Source organism: Paraburkholderia sp. BR10936, assembly GCF_040965735.1.
Taxonomy (GTDB): Bacteria; Pseudomonadota; Gammaproteobacteria; order Burkholderiales; family Burkholderiaceae; genus Paraburkholderia; species Paraburkholderia nodosa_A.
The window spans coordinates 91926-117877 of the sequence record NZ_JBFRCM010000005.1; the positions used below are offsets into that span (position 1 = coordinate 91926).

Consider the following 25952-nt stretch of genomic DNA (forward strand, 5'->3'; position numbering starts at 1 on the left):
TCGCCTTTGAGATCCGCGGCTTTCTGAAATGTAGGGATCCGCTTAATAGCGCGTCCACGCGCGGCGCAATCAGCGCGCGGCGGCGTTCATCGCCTTCACGGCCTCGAGCGCGCCGCTCACCATCGCACTCACCACCGGCTCGACCTTCTGCGCTAGCGACGGCGCGTAGTCGAACGGCGCAGCCTCGCTCATGTACGTCGACTGGCACATTTCGAGTTGCACCGCATGCACGCCGGCCTGCGGCGCGCCGTAATGGCGCGTGTTGTAGCCGCCCTTGAAGCGGCCATTCGCGATCCATGTGAAGTCGCTCGCGGCCGCCGCGCGCTCGACCGCCGCCTGCACCGGCGCCGCCGCCGTGCGGCCGTCCTGCGTGCCGATGTTCAGATCGGGCAGCTTGCCGTCGAATAGCCGCGGCAGCACGCTCGCAATCGAGTGCGCCTCCCACAGCAGCACGTTGGCGTGCTGCGCGCGCAGGCGCTGCAGCTCGGCGCGCAGCGCGTCGTGATACGGCTGCCAGTAGGTGGCGACGCGGCGCTGCCGCTCGTGCGCATCAGGCGCGCGGCCCTCGCGATAGAGCGCCTCGCCGCGGAACGTTTCGGTCGGGCACAGCGAAGTCGTCGTCTGCCCCGGATACAGGCTTTCGTCGTTGGGCGGCCGGTTCAGGTCGATCACATAGCGCGACACCCGCGCACCGAGTATCGTCGCGCCCAGCGTCTTCGCAAACGCATAGAGCCGGTCGAGATGCCAGTCGGTATCGGCGACCGTGAGCGCGATGTCCGTATACGCGTCGCGCAGCGTCTCGGGAACCTGGGTGCCGAGGTGGGGAATCGAGATCAGCAGCGGCGCCGTGCCGCGTTCGAGCGTAAAGAGGTCGGTCATGGGAGCTCCGTTCGGTTGGCCGCGCACTTACGCGCCGGCAAGGAGATGGTTCAACGCCCTACGATAATCGGCGTACAGGCGCGCTTCGTCTCGGTGGCGGCGCTGCGCGACGACCTGCTCGCCGCCCACATAGACGTCGCGCACCGGCGTCTCGCCGTGCTCGCAGAACACCACTGACGATAGCCAGCTTTGCGGCGTCTGCTGCGCGAGGTTCGGATGCTGCGCGTCGAGCACGAGCCAGTCCGCGCGAGCGCCCTCCTGCAGCGCGCCCACCGCGCGCCCCGTCGCGCACGCGCCGCCCGCGAGCGCCGCGTCGACAAGCCGGTCGGCCACCTGCGCGGTCTCTGGCGACGCGAGCACGTTGCGTTCGCGCCGCGTGAACCGTTGCCCGTATTCGAGCAAGCGCAATTCGGCGCGCCAGTCTACGCCGATATGGCTGTCCGAGCCGATGCCGAACGCGCCGCCCGCGTCGAGATACTCGCGCGCAGGGAAAATACCATCGCCGAGATTCGCTTCGGTCGTGAGGCACAGGCCCGCAATCGCGCCGCTTTGTGCGAGCGCGGCGGTCTCCCGCGCATCGATATGCGTCGCATGGACAAGGCACCAGCGCGCGTTTACATCGAAGCGATCGAGCAGCCATTGCACGGGCCGCGTGCCCTCGGTCGCCATGCAGGCCTCGACTTCGGCCGTCTGCTCGGCGATGTGGATGTGGACGGGCGCACCGGGAAGCACTTGATCCAGACCTTCCAGCAGCACACGCAACGAATCATGCGAAACCGCGCGCAGCGAATGCGGCGCAACGCCATAGCGCAACGCGCCGTGCTCCGGGCGCCACGCACGCAGCGCCTCGACGATGCCGAGCAACTGGTCGGGCGTGTTGATGAAGCGCCGCTGATCGTCGCGCGGCGCTTGCGCGCCGAAGCCGCTGTACTGATAGAGCACGGGCAGCATGGTCATGCCGATGCCGGTCACGCTCGCTGCCTCCACCACATGCTGCGCCAGTTCGGCGGGGCTCGCATAATGCTGGCCGTCCTGCGCGTGATGCACATAGTGAAACTCGCAGACGGACGTGTAGCCCGCCTTGAGCATTTCCACGTAGAGCCAGCTCGCGACCGCGGCAAGATCGTCGGGCATGATGCGCGCCGCAAAGCGGTACATCAGGTCGCGCCAGCTCCAGAAGCTGTCGGTGGGATTCGCGCGATATTCGGTGAGGCCGGCCATCGCGCGCTGGAACGCATGCGAATGGAGATTAGGCATGCCAGGTATGATCGGGCCCGACGCACGCGCGCCGCCTTCAGGCGCTTGCGCGAGGTCGGGCGTCACGCCGCGCAGCGTGCCCGTGGCGTCCCATTCGAGCAGCACATTGCGGCGCCAACCGCCGGGCAAATACGCATGTTCCGCAAAAAGCGCGTTCGTCATGGAAAGCGGAGGGATCAGGGTGCTCATGAAATCAGGCTTGCGCGATATCGAGTATGACAACCAGCAGCGCGCCTTCGCCGCACGTTTCGAGCTCCACGGCTTGCTCCGCATCGACGCGCAACGTGTCGCCGGGCGCGAGCGCGATGAAGCCCTCGCCCGCCACGCTCACCTCGGCCTGACGTTGCACGGCATGCAGCAACACGGTCTGCGCATGCACGCTGCGCCGCGTTGCCTCGCGCCACACTTCGAGCGCGCCGCGCGCGGCCTCGCGGCGCACCATCAGGTTGAACACGCGCACGGGGCCAGCGGCGATCCGTGCATCGATTGCGGCTTCACCGGCAAAGCGGGCGATATCCAGCGCGCGTTCCAGCGTATGCGTGGCATGAGGCTCTTGTTCTCCTGCGCGCGCCTCGTTCAAGTGCAAGGCCGCACCGTCGATCAACACGAGCGTGCGGTCTATGCCCTCGAAGCACGAAAACGGCCCGGCTTGCGCGATATCCGCGAGACTCGCGCGCCAAGCGAACCCATCGGGCAGCGCGCCCGCTGCGCAACCCGTCGCGATTTCGCGCGTCACGCCGCCGCCGTTTTTCCAGGGCGCGGGCACAAGCTCGACGCCGCGCAGCAGCGTCACCTTTGCACCTGCGCGGCCTTCGGGTGCGGACGACCGGTTCATGTGCGCGACAACACCGCTTGCAGAAAACTGCGCGTGCGCGGCTGTGCCGGCGCGGTGAAGATCGTCGAAGGCGGCCCCGCCTCGACGATCTCGCCGCCGTCCATCACCACCACGACGTCGGCCACTTCCTTCGCGAAGCCCATTTCGTGCGTGACGACTACCATCGTCATGCCCTCGGAAGCCAGCAGCTTCATGACCTGCAGCACCTCGCCAACCAGCTCAGGGTCGAGCGCGGAAGTCGGCTCGTCGAACAACATCACGCGCGGCTGCATGGCGAGCGCCCGCGCAATGGCGACACGCTGCTTCTGGCCACCGGAAAGGCTCGCCGGCATCACATGCGCCTTATGCGCGAGCCCGACTTTCTCGAGCAGCGCAAGCGCGGCGGATTCGGCCTGCGCCTTCGATGCCCCGCGCAACATGCGCGGTCCAACCGTGATGTTGTGCAGCACCGAGAGGTGCGGAAACAGATTGAACGACTGGAACACCATGCCGACTTCGGTACGCAGCGCATTGAGCGCGCGGTCCTTGAGCATCGCGCCGTTTTCCACGAGTCGATGACCGCAGATATCGACGGTGCCGCCCTCGGGCTGCTCGAGGCCATTACAGCAGCGCAGAAACGTGCTCTTGCCCGAACCGCTCGGGCCGATCACCACGACGACCTGTTGCGGCTGAATATCGAAGTCGATGCCGTTGAGCACGAGGTGCGAACCAAACGACTTCTTGAGTCCGCGAATGCTGACGATCGGATCCAGTTGCGCGCTCATTGCACCATCCCTCCCGCGCGCAGGCGGCGCTCGACGCGATGCAGCGCATAGTTGGTCGTCTGTGTCAGCACGAGATAAACGAGCGCGATCACGAGATACACCTCCAGCGAGCGATACGAAACGCTGATGATCTTCTGGCCTTCATGCATCAGGTCGTCGATCGTCAGCAGCGAGACCAGCGCGGAATTCTTGATGAGCGCGATGAATTCGTTGCCGAGCGGCGGAATCATGCGCACCACGGCCTGCGGCAGGATGATCGCGCGCATGGCCTGCGCCGACGACATGCCGATCGACCGTGCGGCTTCCATCTGCCCGCGATCGACGGACTGGATCGCGCCGCGCACGATCTCCGAGACATACGCGGCCGAATAGAGCCCGAGCCCGAGCATGCCGCAGACGAACGCCGGCAGCAGGATATTGAATTGCGGCAGTCCGAAGAACAGCAGAAACAGCTGCACGAGCAGCGGCGTACCGCGAAAGAAGACGAGGTAGCCCGTGCAGAAGCCGTACACGAGCCGCCGTTGCGGCGCGAGCCGGCCGATGCCGATCAGGAGGCCGAGCATGCAGCTGAGCACGAGCGCCGCGGCGGTCACTTCCACCGTGACCAGCGCGCCGTGTGCGATGTCGGCCCAACCGGCGATAGCCGGAGAGAAGTCGAGTTGCATGGATCAGATCCGCCGGTTCACTTCGAACCCGTGCCGAACCACTTGTTCACGATCTGGGCGTAGGTGCCGTCCGCCTTGATCTTCGCCAGCGCAGCGTTCAGCGCATCGCGCAGCTGCGGTTCGTCCTTGCGCACGGCAATGCCATAGGCTTCCTTCGTCAGCTCGGTGTCGAGCACGCGAAATCCTGCGCGCGTGCGGGCGAACTGATACGCGGCGGGCTTGCCCGTCACGGCGGCGTCCGCGCGGCCAATGCCGACCAGATCGAACATTTCCTGGTTCTTCTCGACCTCGACGCGCGTGACCTTCGGGTAGTTGTCGCGCAGGAAGTTCACCGACTTCGTGCCGACCTGAACCGAGACCTTCTTGCCCTCGAGATCGGCGAGCGTCTTGATGGGCGAGTCGGCCTTCACGAGCGCGACGAGGCCGCCCGCGAAATACGGCTGCGTGAAGTCCACCACCTGGCTGCGTTCAGGCGTGATGTAGATACCGGAAATCGCGGCGTCGAAGCGGTGCGCGATCAGACCCGGAATCAGCCCCTTGAAGTCGATGTCGGTCCACTGGACCTGCTTGCCCATTGCCTTGGCGAGCGCGTTCATCAGGTCGACGTCGAACCCGGTGCGCTGACCGTTTTCCGTGAACTCCATCGGCGGGAACGTCGCATCGGTCGCGACCTGGAGGACGTTCTGCGCTTGCGCGCTCGCGGTGCCGGGAGCGGCGGCCGCGAACATGGCGAGGGCGACGCACGTGGCGGACAGCAGTTTATGCAGTTTCATGTTGGACTCCTGTGTGGTTTCTCGGGACGCTGCGGTTTTGGGCTTCGTTCTTTGGCTTCGTTCGTTGCGGTCAATCGGTTTGCAGACGGGCGGAAATGCTGTGCGCGGTGCGCAAGGTCCAGTCGGCGAGCTGCAGCTCACGGCCCGCCACGCGCGACGACGGCGCCATCAAGGTGATCGACGCGTTGGCGCCCGCGCCCCGTGCAACGCGCCGGAACACAGGCGCACTCACGCCCCATACGCCAGGGTCGACTTCGCTTTCGCTCACCGCGTAGCCGCGCGCGCGAATCTGCTCCAGTTCCGCTTCCATGGCGGCGCGGCCCGGCGCGTCGCCGGCGAAGAGACGGTCGAGCGTCTCGCCGCGCGCCTTTTCGTGCATGAAGGCGAGCAATGACCTGGCCGACGCCCCGGCCCTGAGCGGCACTGCGCGCCCCTTCTCGAACGAGCAGCGCAGCGAATGCGTGCTTTCGACCATTTCGAGGCAGACCACCTGGTCGTTCACGGCGACGACGAGGCCGACACTCTCCTGCGAGGTCCGCGCGAGTTGCAGCATGCCTTCGCGGCTCGATTCGACGAGCAGGGAATTGACGTCGAAGCCGAGCGCAAGCTGCAGACTGATGGGGCCCGGCGCGTAGTAGCCGGCGTCTTCGGTCACGAAGCCCCAGCGCTTGAGCACCGCGACCTGGCGGTAGAGTGTGCTTTGCGCGAGCCCCGTGGCCGCGAGCATGTCCTTCGCGGACATCGCCTTGCCGCGGCTCGCGAGTGCCGAAAGCACCAGTAGCAGGCGCTCTGCGCCGGTAACCCCGGGTTCCTGTTTCACCTGAATGACGAAGGCTGAATTGATGCACTCAGCATGCCACGTCACTCCCGGAAATCAAAAATACGATTCCCAACGAATGGGAATGACATGCGAGGGTTTTCCCTGGCGATGTCCGATGTCCCGCGTGGGTCCGCGCGGTGTCTTTTACCGGCTTCTGGTAATGTCACGCACATGCAAACGATCCTCTCCATCGAGAATCTCTCGAAAGTCTATGCATCGGGACTCCGGGCGCTCACGAACATCAATCTCGACATTGCACGGGGCGAAATCTTCGCGCTGCTGGGGCCGAATGGCGCCGGCAAGACGACGCTGATCAGCATCGTCTGCGGCATCGTCAATGCGAGCGAAGGCAGTGTGCGCGTGGCCGGTCACGATATCCTCACCGACTACCGCGCCGCACGCTCGCTGATCGGCCTCGTGCCGCAGGAGTTGACGACCGACGCGTTCGAAACGGTCTGGGCCACCGTATCGTTCAGCCGCGGCCTGTTCGGCAAGCCGCCCAATCCCGCGTATGTCGAGCGCGTGCTGCGCGACCTCTCGCTGTGGGAGAAGCGGAACAACAAGATCATGACGCTCTCGGGCGGCATGAAGCGGCGCGTGCTGATCGCGAAGGCGCTCGCGCACGAGCCGCAAGTGCTGTTTCTGGACGAGCCGACGGCGGGTGTGGACGTCGAGCTGCGCCGCGACATGTGGGAACTCGTGCGCGGGCTCAAGGCGAATGGCGTAACGATCATCCTGACGACGCACTACATCGACGAGGCGGAGGAGATGGCCGACCGCATCGGCGTGATCAACGCTGGGAAGATCATGCTCGTCGAGCGCAAGGACGTGCTCATGCGCAAGCTCGGCCGCAAACAGCTGACGCTGCAGCTCGCCGCCCCGCTGAGCGCGATTCCGGACGGCCTCGCCGCGTGGGGACTGGAGCTGGCCGACGGCGGCGCCGAACTCACCTACACCTACGACAGCGAAAACGAACGCAACGACATCATCACAACGCTGCTCAGGAACCTGAACGAGGCCGGCATCGGATTCACGGACCTGAAAACGAGCCAGAGTTCGCTGGAGGACATCTTCGTGAGTCTCGTCCATAAGGACCCGGCGGCCGCTTCACGGCCCACGCCAGATTCGGTCGCAGAAGACGGCAAAGGACAGGTAACTTCCCGATGAACCATTACGCAATTCGCGCCATTTACCGGTTCGAAATGGCGCGCACGCGGCGCACGCTGATGCAGAGCATTGTCGCGCCGGTCATTTCGACTTCGCTCTACTTCATCGTATTCGGCTCTGCCATCGGTTCGCGCATCAAGGAAGTGAACGGTGTCAGCTACGGCGCGTTCATCGTGCCGGGCCTGATCATGCTGTCGCTGCTCTCGCAGAGCATCTCGAACGCGTCGTTCGGCATCTACTTCCCGCGCTTCACGGGCACGATCTACGAGCTGCTCTCGGCGCCCGTGTCCTACCTCGAAATCGTGGTCAGCTATGTCGGCGCGGCGGCGACCAAGTCGGTCGTGCTCGGGCTCATCATCCTCGCGACCGCGGCGCTCTTCGTGCCGATCCAGATCCAGCATCCCGTGTGGATGGCGCTGTTCCTGCTGCTCACCGCGGTCACGTTCAGCCTGCTCGGTTTCATCATCGGCATCTGGGCGGACAACTTCGAGAAACTGCAGATCGTCCCACTGTTGGTCATCACGCCGCTCACGTTCCTCGGCGGCGCCTTCTACTCGGTCGACATGCTGCCGACGGCGTGGAAGGTGATCACGCTCTTCAACCCGATCGTCTATCTCATCAGCGGTTTCCGCTGGAGCTTCTACGGGCTCGCGGACGTCGACGTCGGCGTGAGTCTCGGCATGACAGCCGCCTTTCTCGCGCTGTTCCTCGCGATCACCGCGTGGATCTTCAAGACGGGCTACCGGCTGAAAACCTGACGTTAGCGCATCGACCGGGCCCCGCCTCTAGCCTCAGGCCGGCACCTCTCCCGGCGCGCCGTCGAGCGGCCGTTCGTGCTGGCCGTTCAGCGAAGCGTCGAACGTGCCGTCCAGAATGCGCAGCTTGTCGGTCATATCGGGAAAGTTGTGACCTGCCGCGCGCAGCTCGTTCACGAGCCGATGCGCAACGGCCCGGCAGTGCGCCAACGTTTCGTGCAGACGTGGATCCGACTGCAGGCCGGTCACCGCCTTCTCCAACTCCGCGGGAGATTCGCTCAGCAAAGCGGGAACGACTTCGTCCGGCGGGATTAGCGAGCCGTGACTGAGCAATTGCGCGGTCCAGTCGCAGCCGTACAGCAGTGAGCGCCGTTCGGCCCTGCGCGCTTCGTCCTGCTCGAGCGTGGCGAGGCTGTGGCGATTCTTCTGAATCTCGGCGCGCCACGGCGCCAGAACGTCGGCACGCAGCGCCGCGATCGCTTCGCCGAGCGCCGCGTTCTGCCCACCCGCGACCAGGCGGCGCTCATCGAGCCTGTCCACCTCGTCCCGGTAGCTTTCGAGGTACGCGAGCCAGTTCAACGGCAGTTCCGGCTTTTCGAAGAATGCGCGGCGCACGTCATTGAGTTCGTTGCGAATATCCTGCAGCGCCAGGTTGTCGGCGAGACGCGCCTCGTGCACGTCGTGGGCCGTCACCATCTGCCGGTGCAGCGGAAAGAGCGGATTGCTGTAGCGCCGCTGCAGATGCCGCTCGGCCGCACCCGGCCGGGCGCTCCATTTCCAGTTGGGCAGCGTTTTCGCGTCGAATTCGACCGCCTGGATCATCGGGCGGAAAACGGACAGCGCTTCAGCGGTCGCGTGGCGAAAGCAGTCCGCCAGCTTGTAGTCGTTGCCTTGCAGGGAGGCGGACTCATCCCCGGCATAAGGCGAGTCGGGCCTGAGCCTCAACGTGCCGGTGGCCAGAAAGAACTCCATCGGCAATTCGACGCTCAGGCCTTCCAGCCTGAACGCGCGCTGCTCGGCAGAAACCGTCTCGACGGCATGCGCGAGGCGGTTTTCCTGATCGAGGAGCGCATCGATCGCGTCTCCCGACGACGGCTGCGCCGCGTCGGCGAGCAGGCAGAACGTTTCGCGCGCCATTCTCGCCGCGATGGTGCCGTGCTTCTCGGCAAAGAGCCAGAACCAGAGAGCGAGCTGATAGCCCTTGACCCCATTTTGGGCGATCGCTTCGACTTCGGGTGCGAATGCGATGCCGGGCGCGGCCCAGTTCGCAAACGGCGGCGTGCCGACGCCCTGGTACATGCTCAGGAGTTGGCGTATCGATTCATGCGTATTGGTGGGCCAGTTGCGCGCCTCTTCCTGGCGCTTCTCTGCCTTCCAGAACCTCCAGTCCATTCTGAACCTCGCAAGAGAGCAAGAGTCTCGGTGCGACTCGCTGCGAGGGATACTTGCACACTCCGCCGAGGGCGTAAACCGGTGATGTCCGCGCTTGCCTTTCAAGCCCCGCTCAATTCCTGATGGAGCGCGACGAATTCGCGCGTGAGTTTGTGCGCCGGATCGAGGTGAACGACGGGCTTGGCCTGCTGATGCGATTCGCGAATCTTCACCGACGAAGACAGCCGCGACGACAGCACTGGCAACCCTTCATCGACGAGTTCGTCCACGAGTTTCTGCGGCAGGCTCGCGCGCGGCTGGAACTGGTTGATGACGATGCCTTCGACCGTGAGCGCCGCATTGTGGTCCTGCTGAATTTCTTTCACGTTCTCGAGCAGCGTATAGAGTGCGCGGCGCGAGAAGTCGTCGCAGTCGAATGGAATGAGGCAGCGCTCGACCGCGATCAGCGCGGAGCGCGTGTAGAAGTTCAGCGCAGGCGGCGTGTCGATGTAGATCGCATCGTACATGTCGAGTTCTTTGAGCGCGTCGCGCAGCTTGTAGATCTTGTAACGCGACTCGAGCTTCCCATGCAGCGTGTCGAGATCGGGATGCGCGGGCATCACGTCGAGATTCTCGAAGGGTGACGAATGAATGAACGACGTGACCTCGACCGGCCGGAAGCTGAAGGTCAGCGCGGTTTCGAAGAAGTCGGCGACGTTGGGCTTCGCGTCGGCGCAAGCCGCGCCGAGCAGGTACTGGCTCGAATTTGACTGCGCGTCGAGGTCGATGACGAGCGTACGCCGACCCTCAATCGCGCTGATCGCAGCGAGATTACAAACGATCGTTGACTTGCCTACGCCACCCTTCTGGTTGAACACCACGCGCCGCATGTCTTCGCTCCCCTCTTTCTCTCTCATTCAATGAGATGGATGGGATGAGCATACCCGATGCGGCGGTGCAAAAAAGATTTTTGGTGGCGGTTTTCCAGGCAAGCACAGTCACGCGGCTAATTACATAACCGCTTCATTTTCCAGAGCCTGGCTGGTTATAACCCGTACCGTCGCATGCGTAACTTGCGGTGGCTGGCAGCGCCAGCACTAGCGATAGAGCCAACAGGGCTGCAAAGATGCGCCGAGCTTTCATTTGCGTTTCTCCTGTTCAAATGGACGCCGGTAGGTTAAGGATAGGTCAGGTGACTTAAAGAGCAATTTCGCGTGATTACGACCGGAAATTCTGGCTCAAGCGTGTTCCCAAAACCTGCGCTGCACCTGCATCACTTCTTCCTCGACCTCGGCAACGGGCCCGATCAGGTCAACGCGCTTCTGGCAATGATCGAAAACATAGCGCGACGACACGCTCATCGTCGGATTCTCCGCGTGGTCGCCCGTGGCCTGCAGCAACCGCTTTTCCGTCATGCCGAACACCACGCGCCCGATGTTCGCCCAATAGGCCGTGCCCGCGCACATGCAGCACGGCTCGACCGTCGTATAGAGCGTGCAACTCCACAAGTACTGCGGCGTGAAGTTGAGCGCGGCGACGCGCGCGAGCACGGCTTCCGCATGATTGACGGTATCGACATTGCCCTGTTCGATGAGAACCGATTCCTGATCGGGTCCGACGAGAATGGCGCCAAACGGGTGATGGCCCAACTGCGTCGCGCGTTCCGCGACTACGCTTGCGTGCCGCAAATGGCGGACGATCTGTTCGCGCGTCGGCGCGAGCCCTTGCTCGGGGAATTCAGAAGCGTTCTGTTGTGGGGACATGGTCAAGCTCAAAGCTTGTCTCCTCCTTGCGGGCAATTTCATTTCGGCAACGCGCCGTCCACGCCCTGCACGAACCAGTTCAGCCGCAGCAACTCGGCGTCGGGCAGCGACGTGCCCGCTGCCACCTTGATCGCACCGCTCTGATCCTTGATCGGGCCGGCGAACGGATCGAATTTGCCGGCGATGATGTCGTCGCGCTTTTGCGCAAGCGCCTTTTGCGCGGCAGGCGAGACGGTTGCGGTATTGATGTCGGCGAGGTCGATGGCTTTTTCCTTGAGGCCCCACCACGTCGGCGTGTTGCTCCACGTGCCGGCTTGCACCTGGTCGATCAGGTGAGAGTAATAGACGCCCCAGTAACTCACGCAAGCCCCCAACTGGGCATTCGGCCCGAACTTCTTCATGTCGGAGTCCCATCCGAACGCATGCACTTTCTTCTGCTCTGCCGTCTGCATCGTCGCCGTCGAATCGGTGTTCTGGATCAGCACGTCCGCGCCCTGGCCGATCAACGTTTCGGCGGCCTGTTTCTCCTTACCCGGATCGAACCAGCTATTGATCCAGATGACCTTGACCTTCGCATTCGGATTGACCGAACGCGCGCCCATCGTGAAGGCGTTGATGTTGCGCACTACTTCGGGCACCGGCACCGAGGCGACGAAGCCGAGCGTATTCGTCTTCGTCGTATAGCCGCCAACGAGGCCGGCCAGATATGCGCTCTGGTACGTGCGCACGTCATAGGTCGCGAAGTTCGCGGCCTTCTTGTACCCCGTCGCATGCTCGAAGACGACGTCGGGATAATCCTTTGCGGTCTTCAGTTCGAAGTCCTGAAAGCCGAAACTCGAGCCTACGATAATCTTGTTGCCCTTGTTCGCGAGATCGCGAAACACGCGCTCCGAGTCGGCCGATTCGGGCACGTTCTCCACACGCGTGACCTTGATCTTGTCGCCGAACTTCGCTTCGATCGCCTTCACGCCCTGTTCATGCGCGTAGGTCCAGCCTGCGTCGCCGGGGTTGCCGAGATAGACGAACGCAACGCCCATCGGGGCCGCTGCGGCGGCAGTGGGGCCGAACGCGACCCAGGCGCCGAGCGTGGCGAACAGCGTAGCCACGAGACGCAGTGAGCGCACTGACGTGCGAGCGAATCTTGTTGCCATGTGGTCTCCGGAACAGGGAATGGAAAGGTCAAATAGTGGTCAGTCAAAATCGAGGCCGAAATGTCGATTCATTATGTAATGAATAACGGAATCGATATAACGCTCCACGTGCCGTTGGCGCACGCTATCGCCAATGGCTTCACGATGGAACGCGTCGTGCTTGCCGAACCCGTTGCCCCTTCAACCGCTGCGCTCGGGAGACCTGCCATGCAAACCGCACTCGCTACTGACTTTTCGCACGTCAAGCCGCAGGACACTTCATTCACGGGCGGCGGGCTGCGCGACTTCTTTGTCTATCGCGACCTGGGCATCGCCAGGGCCACGCATGGCAAGGTGGTTGCGCAACTCGTCCGGGCAAATCTTGCGCCGGAACAGGGCACGGGCTGGCACCGGCATGAGGCAGAGTTTCATATCGTCATCATGCTCAAGGGCTGGGCGCGCTTCATGTACGGCGACAAGGAAACGCTCGTCGAAGCGGGCGACTGCGTGCATCAGGCGCCGGGCATCGCCCACTACCTCTTCGACTACTCGCCCGACATGGAGTACCTCGAAATCGTGAGCCCCGCCGACTTCAAGTCGATCGATGTGGAAGCGCCCTGCGCCGTGCCCGCGCCGACACCCTGGCAGGCGAGCCCCGCAATCTAGGGCGCTCGACCTGGTCGGGCTACGTTGCGGCGGCGCGGCTGATTGCCGTTGCCGCATGCGCGTCGGCATCGAGCAGCGCGCGCAGCGTCACCCGATCGTCGCTCATCGCCTCAGGCGCCGCGACGCGCCGCGCGCGCGGCTCGTGGTCGTGAATCGTCGAACGCACCAGCGGATAGATCTGCGTGTCCCAGCGACGGCCATTGAATACGCCGTAGTGACCCACGCCCGTCTGCACATGATGCGTCTTCATATAGGGGCGCAGCCCCCGGCACAGGTCATGGGCGGCCACGGTCTGGCCAACCGCGCAGATGTCGTCCTTTTCGCCTTCGATCGTGAGCAGCGCGGTGCGGCGGATCGCGTGCGGCTCCACAAGACGCTCGCCCACCTTGAGCTTGCCTAACGGCAGGGCGTATTCCTGAAACACCGAGCTGACCGTTTCCAGGTAGAACTCGGCCGTGAGATCGGACGTGGCGAAATACTCGCGATAGAAGACGTTGAGCGCATCCGCTCTCGTGGGGTCGCCCTTCGCCCGCTCGTGGCGCATCTCCTCGAACGAAGCGAGATGGCGCTGGAGGTTCATCGACATGAACGCGCTGAGCTGCACGAAGCCAGGATATACACGCCGCTGCGCGCCCGGAAAACCGCCTGGCACCGCGCTGATGAGATTGCGCTCGAACCACTTGATCGGCTTGCTGTTGGCGAGTTCGTTGACCTTGGTGGGATTCACGCGGCAATCGATCGGTCCCGCCATCAGCGTCATGCTCGCGGGCTGCGCGGGATCGTTGTCGGCGGCCATCAGCGAGACGGCCGCGAGCGCCGCGACCGTCGGCTGGCAGATCGCCACCAGATGCGCATCGGGGCCGACTCTCCGAATGAAGGACATGACGTGCTCGACGTATTCGTCAAAACCGAAGCGCCCCGCCGACAAGGGCACGTCGCGCGGGTTGTGCCAGTCGGTGATATAGACGTCGTGATCGGCGAGCATGGTGCGCACGGTCCCGCGCAGCAGCGTCGCGAAGTGCCCCGACATCGGCGCGACGAGCAGCACGCGCGGCTGTGGCGTGGCGACGTCCTTGCGAAAGTGCAGCAGCGAGGCGAACGGCGTGCGCTTGACGACGGCTTCCGTCACCGGCGTGCGCACGCCATCCACCTCCACCCCATCGATTTCGAACGGCGGCCGCGCGTGCGAGAGCCCGGCAAGCTCGATCTGCTCCCACCAGGCGTCGAGATAGCGCGCGTCGAATCCGCACGCGAGCGCAGGCCACGCCGCGAGCGCCGCGCGCGAGAACGACGCGCCGGCGCGCCCGAACCTCGTCAAGTCCGCGATCGTCTGGTAGGCAAGATAGGCGAGCAGGTTCATGGGCGCAGCTCTCGATTGTTTTGAACGCGAAGCGAAGCAGGCAATACGTATGCCAGAAGCGTTCATTGGCACAGTGCTTGCACCTGCACGGCCAGGCGCGCGGGCGCTTCGCACAAAGCGGCGGTTGCGCCTGCCTGCATGCTGCAATGTAGTGCGTCGAATCGGCGCGAGCGGTGCATGCAGGTGCGATGCGCGCATTCGGTGCATGCGGGTTCCTGCGCGTCGCACTGTTGGCCGCCATGTCCTCACCGTTCAGGAGCACTCGATGAGTCAGACGAATACGACCCTGACGATCAGCAGCCGGAACTATTCGTCGTGGTCCATGCGCGGCTGGCTGCTTGCCAGACTCGCCGGACTCGAATTCGACACGGTGACGGTGCCGCTCGACGACGCGGCCACGCGCGCCGAACTGCTGCTGCTCTCGCCTTCGATCCTCGTTCCCTGCCTGCGCCACGACAGCATCACGGTCTGGGACACGCTCGCGATTTGCGAGTACCTCAACGAGATCCAGCCGCAGGCGCAGCTGCTGCCCGCGGACCGCACGGCGCGCGCGCACTGCCGCTCGGTGTGCGGGGAAATGCATTCGGGCTTCAGCGCCCTGCGCTCCGCCCTGCCGATGAACCTGCGCGGCCACTTTCCGAACTTTCGCGTCTGGTCGCGTGCGCAGGACGACATCGCGCGCATCGTGACTATCTGGCGCGAATGCCTGCAGAAGTACGGTGGCCCCTGGCTCTTCGGCGAGATCGGCGCGGCGGATGCGATGTATGCGCCCGTCGTCACGCGCCTGCTCACCTATGACGTGCCGATCGACCCCGACATCGGCGACTACTGCATGCGCGTGCTCAAGCAGCCGTACGTCGCCGAATGGATCGCGGCGGCCCAGTCGGAAACGGAGGACATCGACGAACTCGATATGGAGTTCTGAGCGCCGCCGCGCACCAACATCGAGCATGTCGTGCCGCGGGATTCGGCATGGAAGTTGCATTGCCCCTACGCAACCCGGCACGAACAAACACGAACAATCGCGCGCAAAAGAGCAGCGAACGGAAAAAACGCACATGAAGCCAACAGCCTTCAACGAGATGTTCGAGTACGGGGATTTCGACGTTCGCGGCCTTGCCGCCACGGCGTTTGCGCAGGTCGGCGAGCCGCGCGCCCACTACCGCGAATTCTTCGCCTGGATGCGCAGGCAGAGCGAGCAGCAGATGCTCAAGAAGCGCGCCGAAGCCGATGCCATCTTCCGGCGTGTGGGCATCACCTTCGCCGTTTATGGCGAAAAGGACATAACGGGTGCGGGCACCGAGCGCACGATTCCGTTCGACGTGATCCCGCGCATCTTCCAGCGCCAGGAGTGGAACACGCTCGAGCGCGGCCTGCGCCAGCGCGTGAACGCGCTCAACCGCTTCATCCACGACATCTATCACGAGCAGGAGATCGTCAAGCGCGGCATCGTGCCAGCCGACCAGATCCTGCGCAACGCGCAGTACCGCCCCGAGATGCAGGGCGTGCACGTCGCGCACGACATCTATGCGCATATCGCGGGCATCGACATCGTGCGCGCCGGCGAGGGCGAGTTCTACGTGCTCGAGGACAACCTGCGCGTGCCCTCCGGCGTCTCGTACATGCTGGAAAACCGCAAGATGATGATGCGGCTCTTTCCCGATCTGTTCGTGCGCAATCGCGTGGCGCCCGTTGCGCACTACCCCGACCTGCTGCTCGACACGCTGCGCGCCGCCGCGCCGTCCGGCACCGACAATCCGACGGTCGTGCTGCTCACGCCCGGCATGTACAACTCGGCCTACTTCGAGCACGCGTTCCTCGCGCAGCAAATGGGCATCGAGCTCGTGGAAGGCCAGGACCTGTTCGTCGAGAACGATCACCTCTATATGCGCACCACGAAGGGCCCGCAGCGCGTGGACGTGATCTACCGGCGCGTGGACGACGACTTTCTCGATCCGCACGTTTTCCGGTCCGATTCGGCGCTCGGCGCGGCGGGCCTCATGAACGTCTACCGCAAGGGCAACGTGACGCTGTGCAACGCGGTGGGCACGGGCGTCGCCGACGACAAGTCGATCTACCCCTACGTGCCGGACATGGTGCGCTTCTATCTGGGCGAGGAGCCGCTGCTCAAGAACGTGCCCACGTGGATGTGCCGCAAGGCCGACGACCTGCGCTACGTGCTCGACCATCTGCCGGAGCTGGTCGTGAAGGAAACGCACGGCGCGGGCGGCTACGGCATGCTGATCGGTCCCGCTGCCACGCGCGCCGAGATCGAGGCGTTTCGCGCGGCGCTCGTCGCGAACCCGGACAAGTACATCGCGCAGCCCACGCTCTCGCTTTCCACCTGCCCGACGTGGGTCGAAACGGGCGTCGCGCCGCGCCACATCGACCTGCGTCCATTCGTGCTCTCGGGCAAGGAAGTGCGCATGGTGCCGGGCGGGCTCACGCGGGTCGCGCTGCGCGAGGGCTCGCTCGTGGTCAATTCCTCGCAGGGCGGCGGCACGAAGGACACCTGGGTGCTGGAGCGCTGAGCCGGCGCCTCAACGAACTCGCGCGGCGCGTGGACGTTCACGACCGCGAAGACGAAGCCGAGATCACGCGATGAACGAAGCGCAATTTGTCGATGACGGGCGAAGCCAGCGCGAACGGGTAGCCGTCGGGCATGCCGAGGCTGCGGTTCAGGCTGTTCAGCGCGTAGGTGAGCGGAAACCAGCGCGCCAGCAGGCTGTCGAAGCTCGCCTCGTCCACCGGCGTCTGGTCGACCAGCGTGGGCTCGTCGGGGCTTTCGGGCAGCAGCGCGAGGCCGCAGGCCGTTGCGGTGTCGAGCGTATCGACGATATGCAGGTAATGCGCCCACGTCTCGGCCCAGTCCTCCCACGGATGCACCGACGCATAGGCGCTCACGTGGCGCTCGGCCCAGTCGGGCGCGGGGCCGTCGGCGTAGTGCGCGGCGAGCGCGGCGGCATAGTCGGCGCGCTCGTCGCCGAAGCGGCGGCGAAACGGTTCGAGCCAACGCCCCGTCGGCTCCTGCGCGATGAGACGATCGAAATAGTAGTGGCCGACCTCGTGGCGAAAATGCCCCAGCAAGGTGCGATACGGCTCGTGCAGCGAAATGCGCGTGCGCTCGCGATGCGCGTCGTCGGCCTCGGCGATGTTCATCGTGATGAGCCCGTGATCGTGGCCCGTCATGATGCGCTGGCCGTCGCCCGTCTCTTCGAGAAATTCGAATTGCAGGCCGTGTTCCGGGTCTTCGGCGCGCGTGACGAGCGGCAGGCCGAGCACCCCCAGCGTGTAGAGCAGGCGCCGCTTGGCCGTCTCGAGGCGATACCAGTAAAGACGGTTCTCGGGCCGCGAGAGGTCGGGAATCGTGCGCGTGAACTGGCAGGCGCGGCAAAGCGTGTCGTCGCAATCGGCCGGAATCATGCCGTTGCAGACCTTTTCGACTGCGTAGTTGTGGCACTGACGAAAGAGCGCACCGTTTGCCTGCGCACTCAGGCTGCGCCAGCGCCCCGCGCCCGCATCCTCGAACGCGTGCATCTCCCCCGTCTGCGGCACATAGCCGAGGCGCGCCTCGCATCGCTCGCAGCGCTCGTTTTCGAAAAACACCAGCTGATTGCAGTGATCGCAGTGAAGGGTCTTCATTGCCGCATTCCCGTGATGGCCGCGCGTTCCGCTGTGCCTCGCGCAGCACGCCGCGTGCCTCCCACTCGCGGCGCCACCGCTGTCACATCCTGCACTCGCGCCATGCGCATCATAGGCGCGCTGCGCCGTGCGCCTTTTCAGCCGTTCCATCCACGTCGATCGAGGAGTCGGGTGTGTCCATCCGTGTCGCGTTAAACCATGTCACGCAGTATCGCTATGACCGGCTCGTGCGCCTCGCGCCACACGTGGTGCGCCTGCGCCCCGCGCCGCACTGCCGCACGCCTATCCTTTCGTACTCGATGCGCGTGGAACCCGCCGGTCATTTCGTCAACTGGCAGCAGGACCCGTTCGCCAACTATCAGGCGCGGCTCGCGTTTCCCGAGCCGACGCGCGAATTCCGCGTCACGATCGATCTGGTTGCGGAAATGGCGGTCTACAACCCGTTCGACTTCTTTCTCGAACCGAGCGCCGAGCGCTTTCCGTTCACGTACGCGCCCGAGCTGGCCGCGGAGCTGGCGCCGTATCTCGCGCACAGCGAGCCGACGCCGCGCTTCGCCGCGTTCGTCGAGACGATCGATCGCACGCCGCGCGTGACCATCGACTTCCTCGTCGATCTGAACCAGCGCCTGCAACGCGAGATCGGCTACCTGATCCGCATGGAGCCGGGTGTGCAAACGCCCGAGGAAACGCTGGAGAAAGGCTCCGGCTCCTGCCGCGACACGGGCTGGCTGCTCGTGCAGACGCTGCGTCAGCTCGGGCTCGCGGCGCGCTTCGTGTCGGGCTATCTGCTGCAGCTCACGCCCGACGTCAAGGCGATCGACGGCCCGCGCGGCGCCGAGGCCGACTTCACCGACCTGCACGCCTGGTGCGAGGTCTATCTGCCCGGCGCGGGCTGGATCGGGCTCGATCCGACCTCGGGCCTGCTCGCGGGCGAAGGCCATATTCCGGTGGCATGCACGCCGGAGCCCGGCAGCGCGGCGCCGATCTCGGGCGCGCTCGACGAATGCGAAGTCGAGTTCTCGCATTCGATGTCGATCTCGCGCGTGCTCGAAACGCCGCGTGTGACAAAGCCCTACACCGAAGCGCAATGGGCCGACATGCACGCCATAGGTGTCCAGGTGGACGCCGCGCTCGCCAACCAGGACGTGCGCCTCACGATGGGCGGCGAGCCGACCTTCGTGGCGGCGGGCGACCGCGACGCGCCCGAATGGAACACCGATGCGCTCGGCCCGACCAAGCGCCGCTACGCCATCGCGCTGATGGAAAAGCTGCGCGCGCACTATGGCGCGCTGGGCTTTCTGCATATCGGCCAGGGCAAGTGGTATCCGGGCGAGCAGTTGCCGCGCTGGGCGCTTTCGCTCTTCTGGCGCGCGGACGGCGAACCGTGCTGGCGCGATCCCGCGCTCTTCGCCGACGAGCGCTCGCCGACCCACCACACGGCCAAGGACGCCCAGCGCTTCATCGAACACCTCGCGGCGAAGCTCGCGGTCGATCCACAACACGTGCAGCCCGGCTACGAGGACACCTGGTATTACCTGTGGCGCGAGCGCCGGCTGCCCGTGAACGTCGATCCGTTCGACTCGCGCCTCGACGACGAGCTGGAACGCATGCGGCTGCGCCGCGTGTTCGACGCGGGCCTCGATACCGTCACCGGCTACGTGCTGCCGCTCGCGTGCGAGCGCGGCGAGCTGCCTGCGGCCCAACCCGCCCTGCAGGGCCCGCGCTGGGTGAGCGGCCCGTGGTTCTTCCGCGACGCGCGCATGTACCTCCTCCCCGGCGACTCGCCGATGGGCTACCGTCTGCCGCTCGATTCGCTGCCGTGGGTCGCAGAGGGCGACTACCCGTGGCAGCATTCCCGCGATCCGTTCTCCGCCCCGGCGCCGCTGCGCAGTGCCGCCGAGCTTCGCATGCAGTACGAAACAGGCTTCGATGCCAGCGCGCGATCGCGTCAGGTGGAGGGCACGGGAAGCGCGAACGGACCTGAAACAAACCGCTATCCGGAGCGCGGCGAATCCGCCGCCTGGATCCACCGCACCGCGCTGTGCGTCGAAGCACGCGACCCCGCGCGCGCCGCCGGGCCAAAAGCCGAAGCCGCCTCCTTTGGCCGCGCGCAAGGCCAGCTTCACGTGTTCATGCCGCCGCTCGCCGAACTCGACGATTACCTCGATCTGCTGGCCGCCGTCGAAACCACCGCCGCCGAGCTGGCGCTGCCCGTCGTGATCGAAGGCTATCCGCCGCCGCGCGACGCGCGCCTGAAGATGCTCCAGGTCACGCCCGACCCCGGCGTGATCGAGGTGAACATCCACCCGTCGTCGAACTGGGACGAACTGGTCGAGCGCACCGAATTCCTTTATCAGGCCGCGCACGAAACGCTGCTTTCCACCGAGAAGTTCATGCTCGACGGCCGGCACACCGGCACCGGCGGCGGCAATCACCTCGTGCTCGGCGGCGCCACGCCAGCCGACAGCCCGTTCCTGCGCCGCCCGGACCTGCTTGCAAGCCTCGTGGCCTACTGGCACAACCATCCCTCGCTGTCGTACCTGTTTTCGGGCCTCTTCATCGGGCCGACGAGCCAGGCGCCGCGCGTGGACGAAGCGCGCAACGATCAGGTCTACGAACTGGAAGTCGCGTTCGCCGAGATCCAGCGCCAGGTCGATCTGCTGCGCGGCTTCGGAAGCCCCTTCGACGATGGCCCGCGCGTGCCGCCCTGGCTCATCGACCGCACGCTGCGCAACATCCTCATCGACGTGACCGGCAACACGCATCGCGCCGAGTTCTGCATCGACAAGCTCTACTCGCCCGACGGCCCGACCGGCCGCCTCGGCCTGCTCGAGCTGCGCGGCTTCGAAATGCCGCCGCACGCGCGCATGAGCCTCGCACAGCAACTGCTGCTGCGTGCGCTCGTCGCGCGCTTCTGGAAGACGCCGTACACGCAGCGCCTCACGCGCTGGGGCACCGAGCTGCACGACCGCTTCATGCTCTCGACCTTCGTGCAGATGGATTTCGACGACGTGCTCGCCGAAACGTCCGCAGCGGGATTCGCGCTCGATCCCGCCTGGTTCGCGCCGCACTTCGAATTCCGCTTCCCGCTGGTCGGCGAGCTGCAGACGAGCGGCATTGCGCTCTCGGTGCGCCATGCGCTCGAACCGTGGCACGTGATGGGCGAAGAAGGCGGAGCCGGCACGACGGTGCGCTATGTCGATTCGTCGGTCGAGCGGCTCGAAGTGCGGGTGCTCGGCATCAACGAGAGCCGCCACGTCGTGAGCGTGAACGGCCACGCGCTGCCGCTTCAGCCGACCGGACGCGTAAGCGAGAGCGTGGCGGGCGTGCGGTTTCGCGCGTGGCAACAGGCGGCGTCGCTGCATCCGACCATCGGCGTGCACGCGCCGCTCACGATCGATATCGTCGACACCTGGAGTGCGCGCGCGATCGGCGGATGCCAGTATCATGTTGCGCATCCGGGCGGCCGCAGTTATCAGACGTTTCCGGTCAACGCCTACGAGGCCGAGAGCCGGCGGCGCGCGCGCTTCTTCACGACCGGCCACACGCCGGGGCCCGTGGAAGTGGCGCCCCCCGAGCGCAGCCTCGAGTTTCCGTTCACACTGGATCTACGCTGCGGCTGATTGCGGCCGATAACCCGTCAAGCGCCCTAACCGAAGGCGTGCCTCGCGAGCGAGGCGCGCTGCCCCGACCCACGATCTTGCCGACCCAATCCACCCTGCCGTTCGATTCCTCCGCCAGCGACGACCCGGCGGGCGCGCCGCTGCGCACGCTGCCGGTACGCGCCGGTCACTGGGACGAACTGCAGACGGCGCAAGGCGAGCTGCGCGAGCCGTGGCGGCAGTTCTTCGGGCACCTCGGCAAGCCGGGCGTGGCGGGTTTCGACGGCGCCGCGGCGTCGGTCGCGCGCCAGGTGCGAGAGAACGACATCACCTATAACGTCTATGCGGACGCGGGCGGCCCGCGCCCGTGGGCGCTCGACGTGCTGCCGTTCATCATCGACGAAGCCGAATGGGCGCAGATCGAGCGCGGCGCCGCGCAGCGCGCGCGCCTGCTCAACGAGATCGTCGCCGATATCTACGGGCCGCAAACGCTGCTCGCGCGCGGCCTGCTGCCGCCCGCGCTGGTGTTCGGCCACCCGGGCTATCTGCGTGCGGTGAAAGGCTTCGTGCCGGCCGACCGCCAGTACTTGCAGATCGTCGCGCTCGACCTCGCGCGCTCGCCCGAAGGTCAGTGGACCGTCGTCTCGCACCGCACGGAAGCGCCCTCGGGGCTCGGCTATCTGCTGGAAAACCGGCTCATCGTCTCGAGCCTCTTCGCCGAGCCGTTTCGCACCATGCGGGTGCATCGTCTCGCACCGTCCTATTCGCAGCTCATCGCCACGCTCGCGGCGGCCGCACGCGCGATCATGAGCGCCGACGAGCGCAGCGTGAGCGGCACGTCCGCGCATATCGTGCTGCTCACGCCGGGGCCGTTCAGCGAGACTTACTTCGAGCACGTGTTCCTCGCGCGCTACCTCGGCCTCACGCTCGTCGAGGGCAAGGACCTCACGGTGCGCGACGACATGCTGTACCTGAAGACGCTGGACGGGCTGGAGCGCGTGCACGCCGTGCTGCGCCGCCTCGACGATACGTTTTGCGACCCGGTCGAGCTTCGCGCCGACTCGACCATTGGCGTACCGGGACTGCTACAGGTCATGCGCGCGGGCAACGTGATGGTCTCGAACGTGCCCGGCGCGGGCTTCGTCGAATCGCCCGCGCTGCACGGCTTCATGCCCGGCATCGCCCGGGCGCTGCTCGGCGAGGAGCTTGCGCTGCCCGGCATCGCGACCTGGTGGTGCGGCGAAGACGCGGCCTGGCGCGACGCGCTCGCGCAGGTGCCCGAGGCGCTGCTCGTGCCGACGTGGCCCGGCGCGGCGAACGGGTCGTCCGCGCCGCCCGGACTGGCCGCCGGCGTGCAAACGCTCGCCGACTGGCGCGAGCGCATCGAGCAGTTGCCCGACGCCTTCACGGTCCAGCAGCCGCTGCGCTACAGCTATACGCCGCGCTACGAGACCGGCGCGGGCATGCTCGGCGCGCGGCCTGCCGGGCTGCGCGTCTACGCGATTGCCGATCAGGAATACGGCTGGCGCGTGCTGCCTGGCGGCTTCACGCGCCTCGCGGCCGAACATCAGGAATCCGTATCGATGCAGATGGGCGGCAGCAGCGTGGATACCTGGGTGCTGTCGAGCCAGCCCGGATCGACCTTCACGCTCCTGCCGAGCCCCATCAAGCCCGGCGAGTTGCGCCGAGAGCGCCGCCGCGTGCCGAGCCGTTCGGCGGAGAACCTGTTCTGGGCGGGGCGTTACGGCGAGCGCGCCGAAAACGGCGTGCGCCTGTGCCGGCTGATTCTCGGCTCGCTCGAAGGCAGCGACGCCGAAGAGTTGTTCGGCACCTTCGTCGAACTGGCCGCCGCCAACGGACTCGTGCCCGCCACAGTCAGCGAAGCCCGGCGCAGCCTCGACGACTTCGAGCGCTCACTCGTGGCCAATCTGCACGAAAATGCCGGCGCAACGGGCATCGGCCGCACGCTCGCGACCCAGGCGTATGCGTGCGGTGAGATTCGCGGCCGGCTGTCGAACGATCACTGGCGCACTGTGCTTGCCTCGCGCAACGACTTCCGCGATGCGCTTCAGGCGCTTTCACTCGTGCCTGCGGCCGCGCGTCAGGGAGCGGCGATCGAATTCCGGCGTCCCACGCCGTACGACCGCATGGCGCTGATGGGCGCGCTCGATGCGCTCGCAACACAGTTGAGCGCCATCAGCGGCTGCCAGGGCGACCGCATGACCCGCGACGAAGCCTGGCGCCTGCTGTTCGCGGGGCGCCATATCGAGCGCGTGGCCGCGTTGGCCACCATGCTTCGCATCGCCGCGCACGAACGCACGCTCGCCACGCCCGCGGGCTTCGACGTGCTGCTGCAACTGTTCGACAGCACGCTCACGTATCGCTCGCTGTATCCGGGGCGACTCGAAGTGCCGGCCCTGCTCGACGTGATCGTGACCGACCCGACCAATCCGCGCGGCCTCTACGGCGTCTACGCGCGGCTGCGCGCGCGACTCGACGAAATCGCCCAGGCGGCGCGCGGCCCGAAGCGCGAGCCGTTCGCCTCGCAGCTCGCGCCCATCGAGGCACTGCCGACGCTGGAGGCGCTCTGCGAGCCCGGCGAGGACGGCCGATACCCCGCGCTCACCGCACTGTGCGACAGTCTCGCCGAGCGTATGGCCGCGATGTCGAACGAAATCAGCGCGCGCTGGTTCAGCCACGCCGTGCCGCTCGCCGCGCAGGTCTGGTCATGAACGGCACCCGCCTCGCGGTCACGCACCGCACGACCTACCGCTATTCGACGCTCGTCGAGACCGCCCAGCATCTCGCGACCATCCGCCCGCTCGACCTTCCCTGGCAGCGCGTGCTCGCGCACCGCGAGCGTATCGAACCCGCACCGTCGTATCAGACGAGCCGCCGCGACGCCTTCGGCAACGAGGTGCTCTACTTCTCGTTCGACGCGCCGCACGACTATCTGCAGATGACGAGCGAAACGAGCGTGCTGCTCTCGCCGCGCTACGCGACGCTCGACGCAGACGGCACGCCGGCCTGGGAAGACGTCGCGCACATGCTGCGTTACACGGCGGGGGACGCCTTCCATGCGGAGTCCGAATTTTGTTTCGCCTCGCCGAATATCGCGTTGCTGCCGGAATTTCGCGCCTACGCGCTGGAGAGTTTTGGGCCCGACGCCCCGGTTCTGACCGGCGCGATCGACCTGATGCATCGCATCCACGCCGATTTCGCGTACCGCCCCTCGGCAACGTCGTTCGACACGCCCGCCGCGCGCGCCTTCGAACTGCGCCATGGCGTGTGTCAGGATTTCGCCCAGGTGATGATCGGCTGCTTGCGCTCGATCGGGCTAGCCGTGCGCTACGTGAGCGGCTATCTGCGCAATGACCCGCCTGAAGGCGCCCAACCGATGATCGGCGCGGACGCCTCGCATGCGTGGGTGTCGCTCTACGTGCCTTCGGTGCCGTCTGCGCCCTCTGCCGGCTGGATCGACCTCGATCCGACCAATGACGTGCTCGCCGACCAGGGCCACGTCACGCTCGCCATCGGCCGCGATTACACCGACGTGTCGCTCCTGCGCGGCGTCATTCTCGGCGGGGGCGCGCATCGAGTCGATGTCGCGGTCAATGTCAGCGCGGATTGACTGCCGCGCTTACGCTGGCAGCGAGGTCCAGATCGGCAAGCGCGTCGTCAGGGCAAAAAACATAACCATCCCTGTAACGCGTTTGAATATATTGGCGGCCGCAAGGCGACAGGCCAAGCAGCTTGCGCAGACGAAAGACGACAACGTCGACGCTGCGCGCGTGAAGCGACGAATTGCGATCGATCATGCTCACGATGCGCTCGCGCGAAAGCGGCCGCAGGCGGTTCGCAGCGAACACCGCGAGCACGGCGAGCACCAGCGGCGGGGCAGGAATCTTGAGGCCGTCCCTGAACAGTTGATTATCGATGGCGTCGAGTTCGAATCCGTCGAAGACGTACTTCGTCTCCCTGCGCGGCGACGCGGGGTAATCGATCTTGCAACGCAATGCATGGTGCAGACGTGCGAGCAGTTCGCGCGGGTCGAACGGATCGACCATGTAGTCGTGGGCGCCGAATTCGAAGGCGAGCACCTTGTCGGCCACGTCGGCGGACTGGCTCACGATGATGGCGGGCGTCAGCCATCCGCGTTCACGCAGCGTGCGCAGCGCTGCAATGCCGTCGATCTTGAGCGCATCGTGCCGCAGAATGATGAGCGAGGGCGTTTCTCGCGCGAGACGCTGCTCCAGCCGCTCGACACCATACAGCACCGACACCGCGATCTGCTGCCGCTGCAAATAAGTACGCAGGTCGTCCCGATACGCCTGATCGGGCTCGACAAGCAGCACGTGAATGTCCATCGACCTGTCCCTTCCTCTGAGATGCGCGTCTTCCATTCCGATCCCGCGCACGAACGCAGGGATGCGCTTCGATCTGCAGCGGATCATACGGAACAACGGTGCAGGAAAAAGAAGGGAAATCTGGAGAAAGTGTGGA

At 65.6% G+C, this 25952-nt stretch carries 22 protein-coding genes; 8 read left to right on the forward strand and 14 right to left on the reverse strand.

Annotation, left to right across the window (positions count from 1 at the left end; all coding sequences use genetic code 11):
• Positions 1-69: 69 nt before the first annotated feature.
• The 7 genes from hutG to AB4Y36_RS12700 form a co-directional block, all read right to left on the reverse strand.
• A complete protein-coding gene (gene hutG / locus AB4Y36_RS12670) occupies positions 70-879 on the reverse strand; it encodes an N-formylglutamate deformylase (RefSeq protein WP_368683121.1) in 810 nt (269 codons plus the stop codon).
• A gap of 27 nt (positions 880-906) precedes the next feature.
• On the reverse strand, positions 907-2298 hold the full coding sequence (locus AB4Y36_RS12675) for a formimidoylglutamate deiminase (protein ID WP_368683342.1): 1392 nt from the start codon (positions 2296-2298) through the stop codon (positions 907-909).
• A gap of 31 nt (positions 2299-2329) precedes the next feature.
• Entirely contained in the window at positions 2330-2971 is a 642-nt protein-coding gene (locus tag AB4Y36_RS12680) for a HutD family protein (protein WP_368683122.1), read from the reverse strand.
• A complete protein-coding gene (locus AB4Y36_RS12685; protein ID WP_368618262.1) occupies positions 2968-3735 on the reverse strand; it encodes an amino acid ABC transporter ATP-binding protein in 768 nt (255 codons plus the stop codon). Before AB4Y36_RS12685 ends, AB4Y36_RS12680 begins: the two co-directional genes overlap by 4 nt.
• Complete coding sequence (locus AB4Y36_RS12690; protein ID WP_069263172.1) at positions 3732-4400, reverse strand: amino acid ABC transporter permease; 669 nt, start codon at positions 4398-4400, stop codon at positions 3732-3734. Before AB4Y36_RS12690 ends, AB4Y36_RS12685 begins: the two co-directional genes overlap by 4 nt.
• Positions 4401-4417: 17 nt before the next feature.
• Complete coding sequence (locus AB4Y36_RS12695; protein WP_069263170.1) at positions 4418-5173, reverse strand: transporter substrate-binding domain-containing protein; 756 nt, start codon at positions 5171-5173, stop codon at positions 4418-4420.
• Positions 5174-5243: 70 nt separating this feature from the next.
• Entirely contained in the window at positions 5244-5993 is a 750-nt protein-coding gene (locus tag AB4Y36_RS12700; RefSeq protein WP_368683123.1) for an IclR family transcriptional regulator, read from the reverse strand.
• Positions 5994-6164: 171 nt separating this feature from the next.
• Between AB4Y36_RS12700 and AB4Y36_RS12705 the strand changes: the two genes are divergently transcribed.
• Both AB4Y36_RS12705 and AB4Y36_RS12710 read left to right on the forward strand, forming a co-directional pair.
• Positions 6165-7160 (forward strand): ABC transporter ATP-binding protein, encoded by a 996-nt coding sequence (locus tag AB4Y36_RS12705; RefSeq protein ID WP_368683124.1) that lies wholly within the window; start codon positions 6165-6167, stop codon positions 7158-7160.
• Positions 7157-7918: an ABC transporter permease gene (locus AB4Y36_RS12710; RefSeq protein WP_042270119.1), complete on the forward strand. Its 762-nt coding sequence runs from the start codon at positions 7157-7159 to the stop codon at positions 7916-7918. The genes AB4Y36_RS12705 and AB4Y36_RS12710 overlap by 4 nt, the downstream gene beginning before the upstream one ends.
• Before the next feature lie 33 nt (positions 7919-7951).
• On the opposite strand, the gene AB4Y36_RS12715 is transcribed toward AB4Y36_RS12710, so the two are convergent.
• The 4 genes from AB4Y36_RS12715 to AB4Y36_RS12730 all read right to left on the reverse strand — a co-directional run bounded on the left by AB4Y36_RS12715 (position 7952) and on the right by AB4Y36_RS12730 (position 12200).
• Entirely contained in the window at positions 7952-9307 is a 1356-nt protein-coding gene (locus tag AB4Y36_RS12715) for a tryptophan leader peptide (RefSeq protein WP_368683125.1), read from the reverse strand.
• Between the two features lie 101 nt (positions 9308-9408).
• On the reverse strand, positions 9409-10176 hold the full coding sequence (locus AB4Y36_RS12720; protein WP_069263168.1) for a ParA family protein: 768 nt from the start codon (positions 10174-10176) through the stop codon (positions 9409-9411).
• A gap of 348 nt (positions 10177-10524) precedes the next feature.
• Complete coding sequence (locus AB4Y36_RS12725; protein WP_368683126.1) at positions 10525-11061, reverse strand: nucleoside deaminase; 537 nt, start codon at positions 11059-11061, stop codon at positions 10525-10527.
• Positions 11062-11087: 26 nt separating this feature from the next.
• Positions 11088-12200 carry a BMP family ABC transporter substrate-binding protein gene (locus tag AB4Y36_RS12730; RefSeq protein WP_069263165.1) on the reverse strand — a complete coding sequence of 371 codons (1113 nt, stop codon included), beginning with the start codon at positions 12198-12200 and terminating at the stop codon, positions 11088-11090.
• Positions 12201-12407: 207 nt separating this feature from the next.
• On the opposite strand from AB4Y36_RS12730, the gene AB4Y36_RS12735 reads away from it, so the two are divergent.
• On the forward strand, positions 12408-12845 hold the full coding sequence (locus tag AB4Y36_RS12735) for a cupin domain-containing protein (RefSeq protein WP_368602692.1): 438 nt from the start codon (positions 12408-12410) through the stop codon (positions 12843-12845).
• A 19-nt stretch (positions 12846-12864) separates the two neighbouring features.
• Here the strand turns inward: AB4Y36_RS12735 and AB4Y36_RS12740 are convergent, their stop codons facing one another.
• Entirely contained in the window at positions 12865-14205 is a 1341-nt protein-coding gene (locus AB4Y36_RS12740) for a polyhydroxyalkanoate depolymerase (RefSeq protein WP_069263163.1), read from the reverse strand.
• 265 nt (positions 14206-14470) lie between these two features.
• Here AB4Y36_RS12740 and AB4Y36_RS12745 point away from each other — a divergent pair, with 265 nt between their 5' ends.
• Both AB4Y36_RS12745 and AB4Y36_RS12750 read left to right on the forward strand, forming a co-directional pair.
• Positions 14471-15130 carry a glutathione S-transferase family protein gene (locus AB4Y36_RS12745; RefSeq protein WP_342948641.1) on the forward strand — a complete coding sequence of 220 codons (660 nt, stop codon included), beginning with the start codon at positions 14471-14473 and terminating at the stop codon, positions 15128-15130.
• 133 nt (positions 15131-15263) lie between these two features.
• On the forward strand, positions 15264-16736 hold the full coding sequence (locus AB4Y36_RS12750; RefSeq protein WP_368602693.1) for a circularly permuted type 2 ATP-grasp protein: 1473 nt from the start codon (positions 15264-15266) through the stop codon (positions 16734-16736).
• A 37-nt stretch (positions 16737-16773) separates the two neighbouring features.
• Here AB4Y36_RS12750 and AB4Y36_RS12755 read toward each other — a convergent pair whose 3' ends face one another.
• The gene (locus AB4Y36_RS12755; RefSeq protein WP_368683127.1) at positions 16774-17847 is read right to left on the reverse strand and encodes a putative zinc-binding metallopeptidase; all 1074 of its coding nucleotides are present in this window, start codon (positions 17845-17847) and stop codon (positions 16774-16776) included.
• 173 nt (positions 17848-18020) lie between these two features.
• On the opposite strand from AB4Y36_RS12755, the gene AB4Y36_RS12760 reads away from it, so the two are divergent.
• The 3 genes from AB4Y36_RS12760 (at position 18021) to AB4Y36_RS12770 (ending at position 25080) form a co-directional block, all read left to right on the forward strand.
• Complete coding sequence (locus tag AB4Y36_RS12760) at positions 18021-21470, forward strand: DUF2126 domain-containing protein (protein WP_368683128.1); 3450 nt, start codon at positions 18021-18023, stop codon at positions 21468-21470.
• Positions 21471-21547: 77 nt separating this feature from the next.
• Positions 21548-24181 carry a circularly permuted type 2 ATP-grasp protein gene (locus tag AB4Y36_RS12765; protein ID WP_368683129.1) on the forward strand — a complete coding sequence of 878 codons (2634 nt, stop codon included), beginning with the start codon at positions 21548-21550 and terminating at the stop codon, positions 24179-24181.
• On the forward strand, positions 24178-25080 hold the full coding sequence (locus tag AB4Y36_RS12770; protein WP_368683130.1) for a transglutaminase N-terminal domain-containing protein: 903 nt from the start codon (positions 24178-24180) through the stop codon (positions 25078-25080). Before AB4Y36_RS12765 ends, AB4Y36_RS12770 begins: the two co-directional genes overlap by 4 nt.
• On the opposite strand, the gene AB4Y36_RS12775 is transcribed toward AB4Y36_RS12770, so the two are convergent.
• On the reverse strand, positions 25067-25816 hold the full coding sequence (locus AB4Y36_RS12775) for a response regulator (RefSeq protein ID WP_069263155.1): 750 nt from the start codon (positions 25814-25816) through the stop codon (positions 25067-25069). The two genes, AB4Y36_RS12770 and AB4Y36_RS12775, sit on opposite strands and share 14 nt — an antisense overlap.
• Between the last annotated feature and the right edge of the window lie 136 nt (positions 25817-25952).

What these genes read in the sequence shown, in the direction of transcription:
- hutG (WP_368683121.1), bottom strand. Translation starts at nt 879, where the DNA reads ATGACCGACCTCTTTACGCTCGAACGCGGCACGGCGCCGCTGCTGATC.
- AB4Y36_RS12675 (WP_368683342.1), bottom strand. Translation starts at nt 2,298, where the DNA reads ATGACGAACGCGCTTTTTGCGGAACATGCGTATTTGCCCGGCGGTTGG.
- AB4Y36_RS12680 (WP_368683122.1), bottom strand. Translation starts at nt 2,971, where the DNA reads ATGAACCGGTCGTCCGCACCCGAAGGCCGCGCAGGTGCAAAGGTGACG.
- AB4Y36_RS12685 (WP_368618262.1), bottom strand. Translation starts at nt 3,735, where the DNA reads ATGAGCGCGCAACTGGATCCGATCGTCAGCATTCGCGGACTCAAGAAG.
- AB4Y36_RS12690 (WP_069263172.1), bottom strand. Translation starts at nt 4,400, where the DNA reads ATGCAACTCGACTTCTCTCCGGCTATCGCCGGTTGGGCCGACATCGCA.
- AB4Y36_RS12695 (WP_069263170.1), bottom strand. Translation starts at nt 5,173, where the DNA reads ATGAAACTGCATAAACTGCTGTCCGCCACGTGCGTCGCCCTCGCCATG.
- AB4Y36_RS12705 (WP_368683124.1), top strand. Translation starts at nt 6,165, where the DNA reads ATGCAAACGATCCTCTCCATCGAGAATCTCTCGAAAGTCTATGCATCG.
- AB4Y36_RS12710 (WP_042270119.1), top strand. Translation starts at nt 7,157, where the DNA reads ATGAACCATTACGCAATTCGCGCCATTTACCGGTTCGAAATGGCGCGC.
- AB4Y36_RS12715 (WP_368683125.1), bottom strand. Translation starts at nt 9,307, where the DNA reads ATGGACTGGAGGTTCTGGAAGGCAGAGAAGCGCCAGGAAGAGGCGCGC.
- AB4Y36_RS12720 (WP_069263168.1), bottom strand. Translation starts at nt 10,176, where the DNA reads ATGCGGCGCGTGGTGTTCAACCAGAAGGGTGGCGTAGGCAAGTCAACG.
- AB4Y36_RS12730 (WP_069263165.1), bottom strand. Translation starts at nt 12,200, where the DNA reads ATGGCAACAAGATTCGCTCGCACGTCAGTGCGCTCACTGCGTCTCGTG.
- AB4Y36_RS12735 (WP_368602692.1), top strand. Translation starts at nt 12,408, where the DNA reads ATGCAAACCGCACTCGCTACTGACTTTTCGCACGTCAAGCCGCAGGAC.
- AB4Y36_RS12740 (WP_069263163.1), bottom strand. Translation starts at nt 14,205, where the DNA reads ATGAACCTGCTCGCCTATCTTGCCTACCAGACGATCGCGGACTTGACG.
- AB4Y36_RS12745 (WP_342948641.1), top strand. Translation starts at nt 14,471, where the DNA reads ATGAGTCAGACGAATACGACCCTGACGATCAGCAGCCGGAACTATTCG.
- AB4Y36_RS12750 (WP_368602693.1), top strand. Translation starts at nt 15,264, where the DNA reads ATGAAGCCAACAGCCTTCAACGAGATGTTCGAGTACGGGGATTTCGAC.
- AB4Y36_RS12755 (WP_368683127.1), bottom strand. Translation starts at nt 17,847, where the DNA reads ATGAAGACCCTTCACTGCGATCACTGCAATCAGCTGGTGTTTTTCGAA.
- AB4Y36_RS12770 (WP_368683130.1), top strand. Translation starts at nt 24,178, where the DNA reads ATGAACGGCACCCGCCTCGCGGTCACGCACCGCACGACCTACCGCTAT.
- AB4Y36_RS12775 (WP_069263155.1), bottom strand. Translation starts at nt 25,816, where the DNA reads ATGGACATTCACGTGCTGCTTGTCGAGCCCGATCAGGCGTATCGGGAC.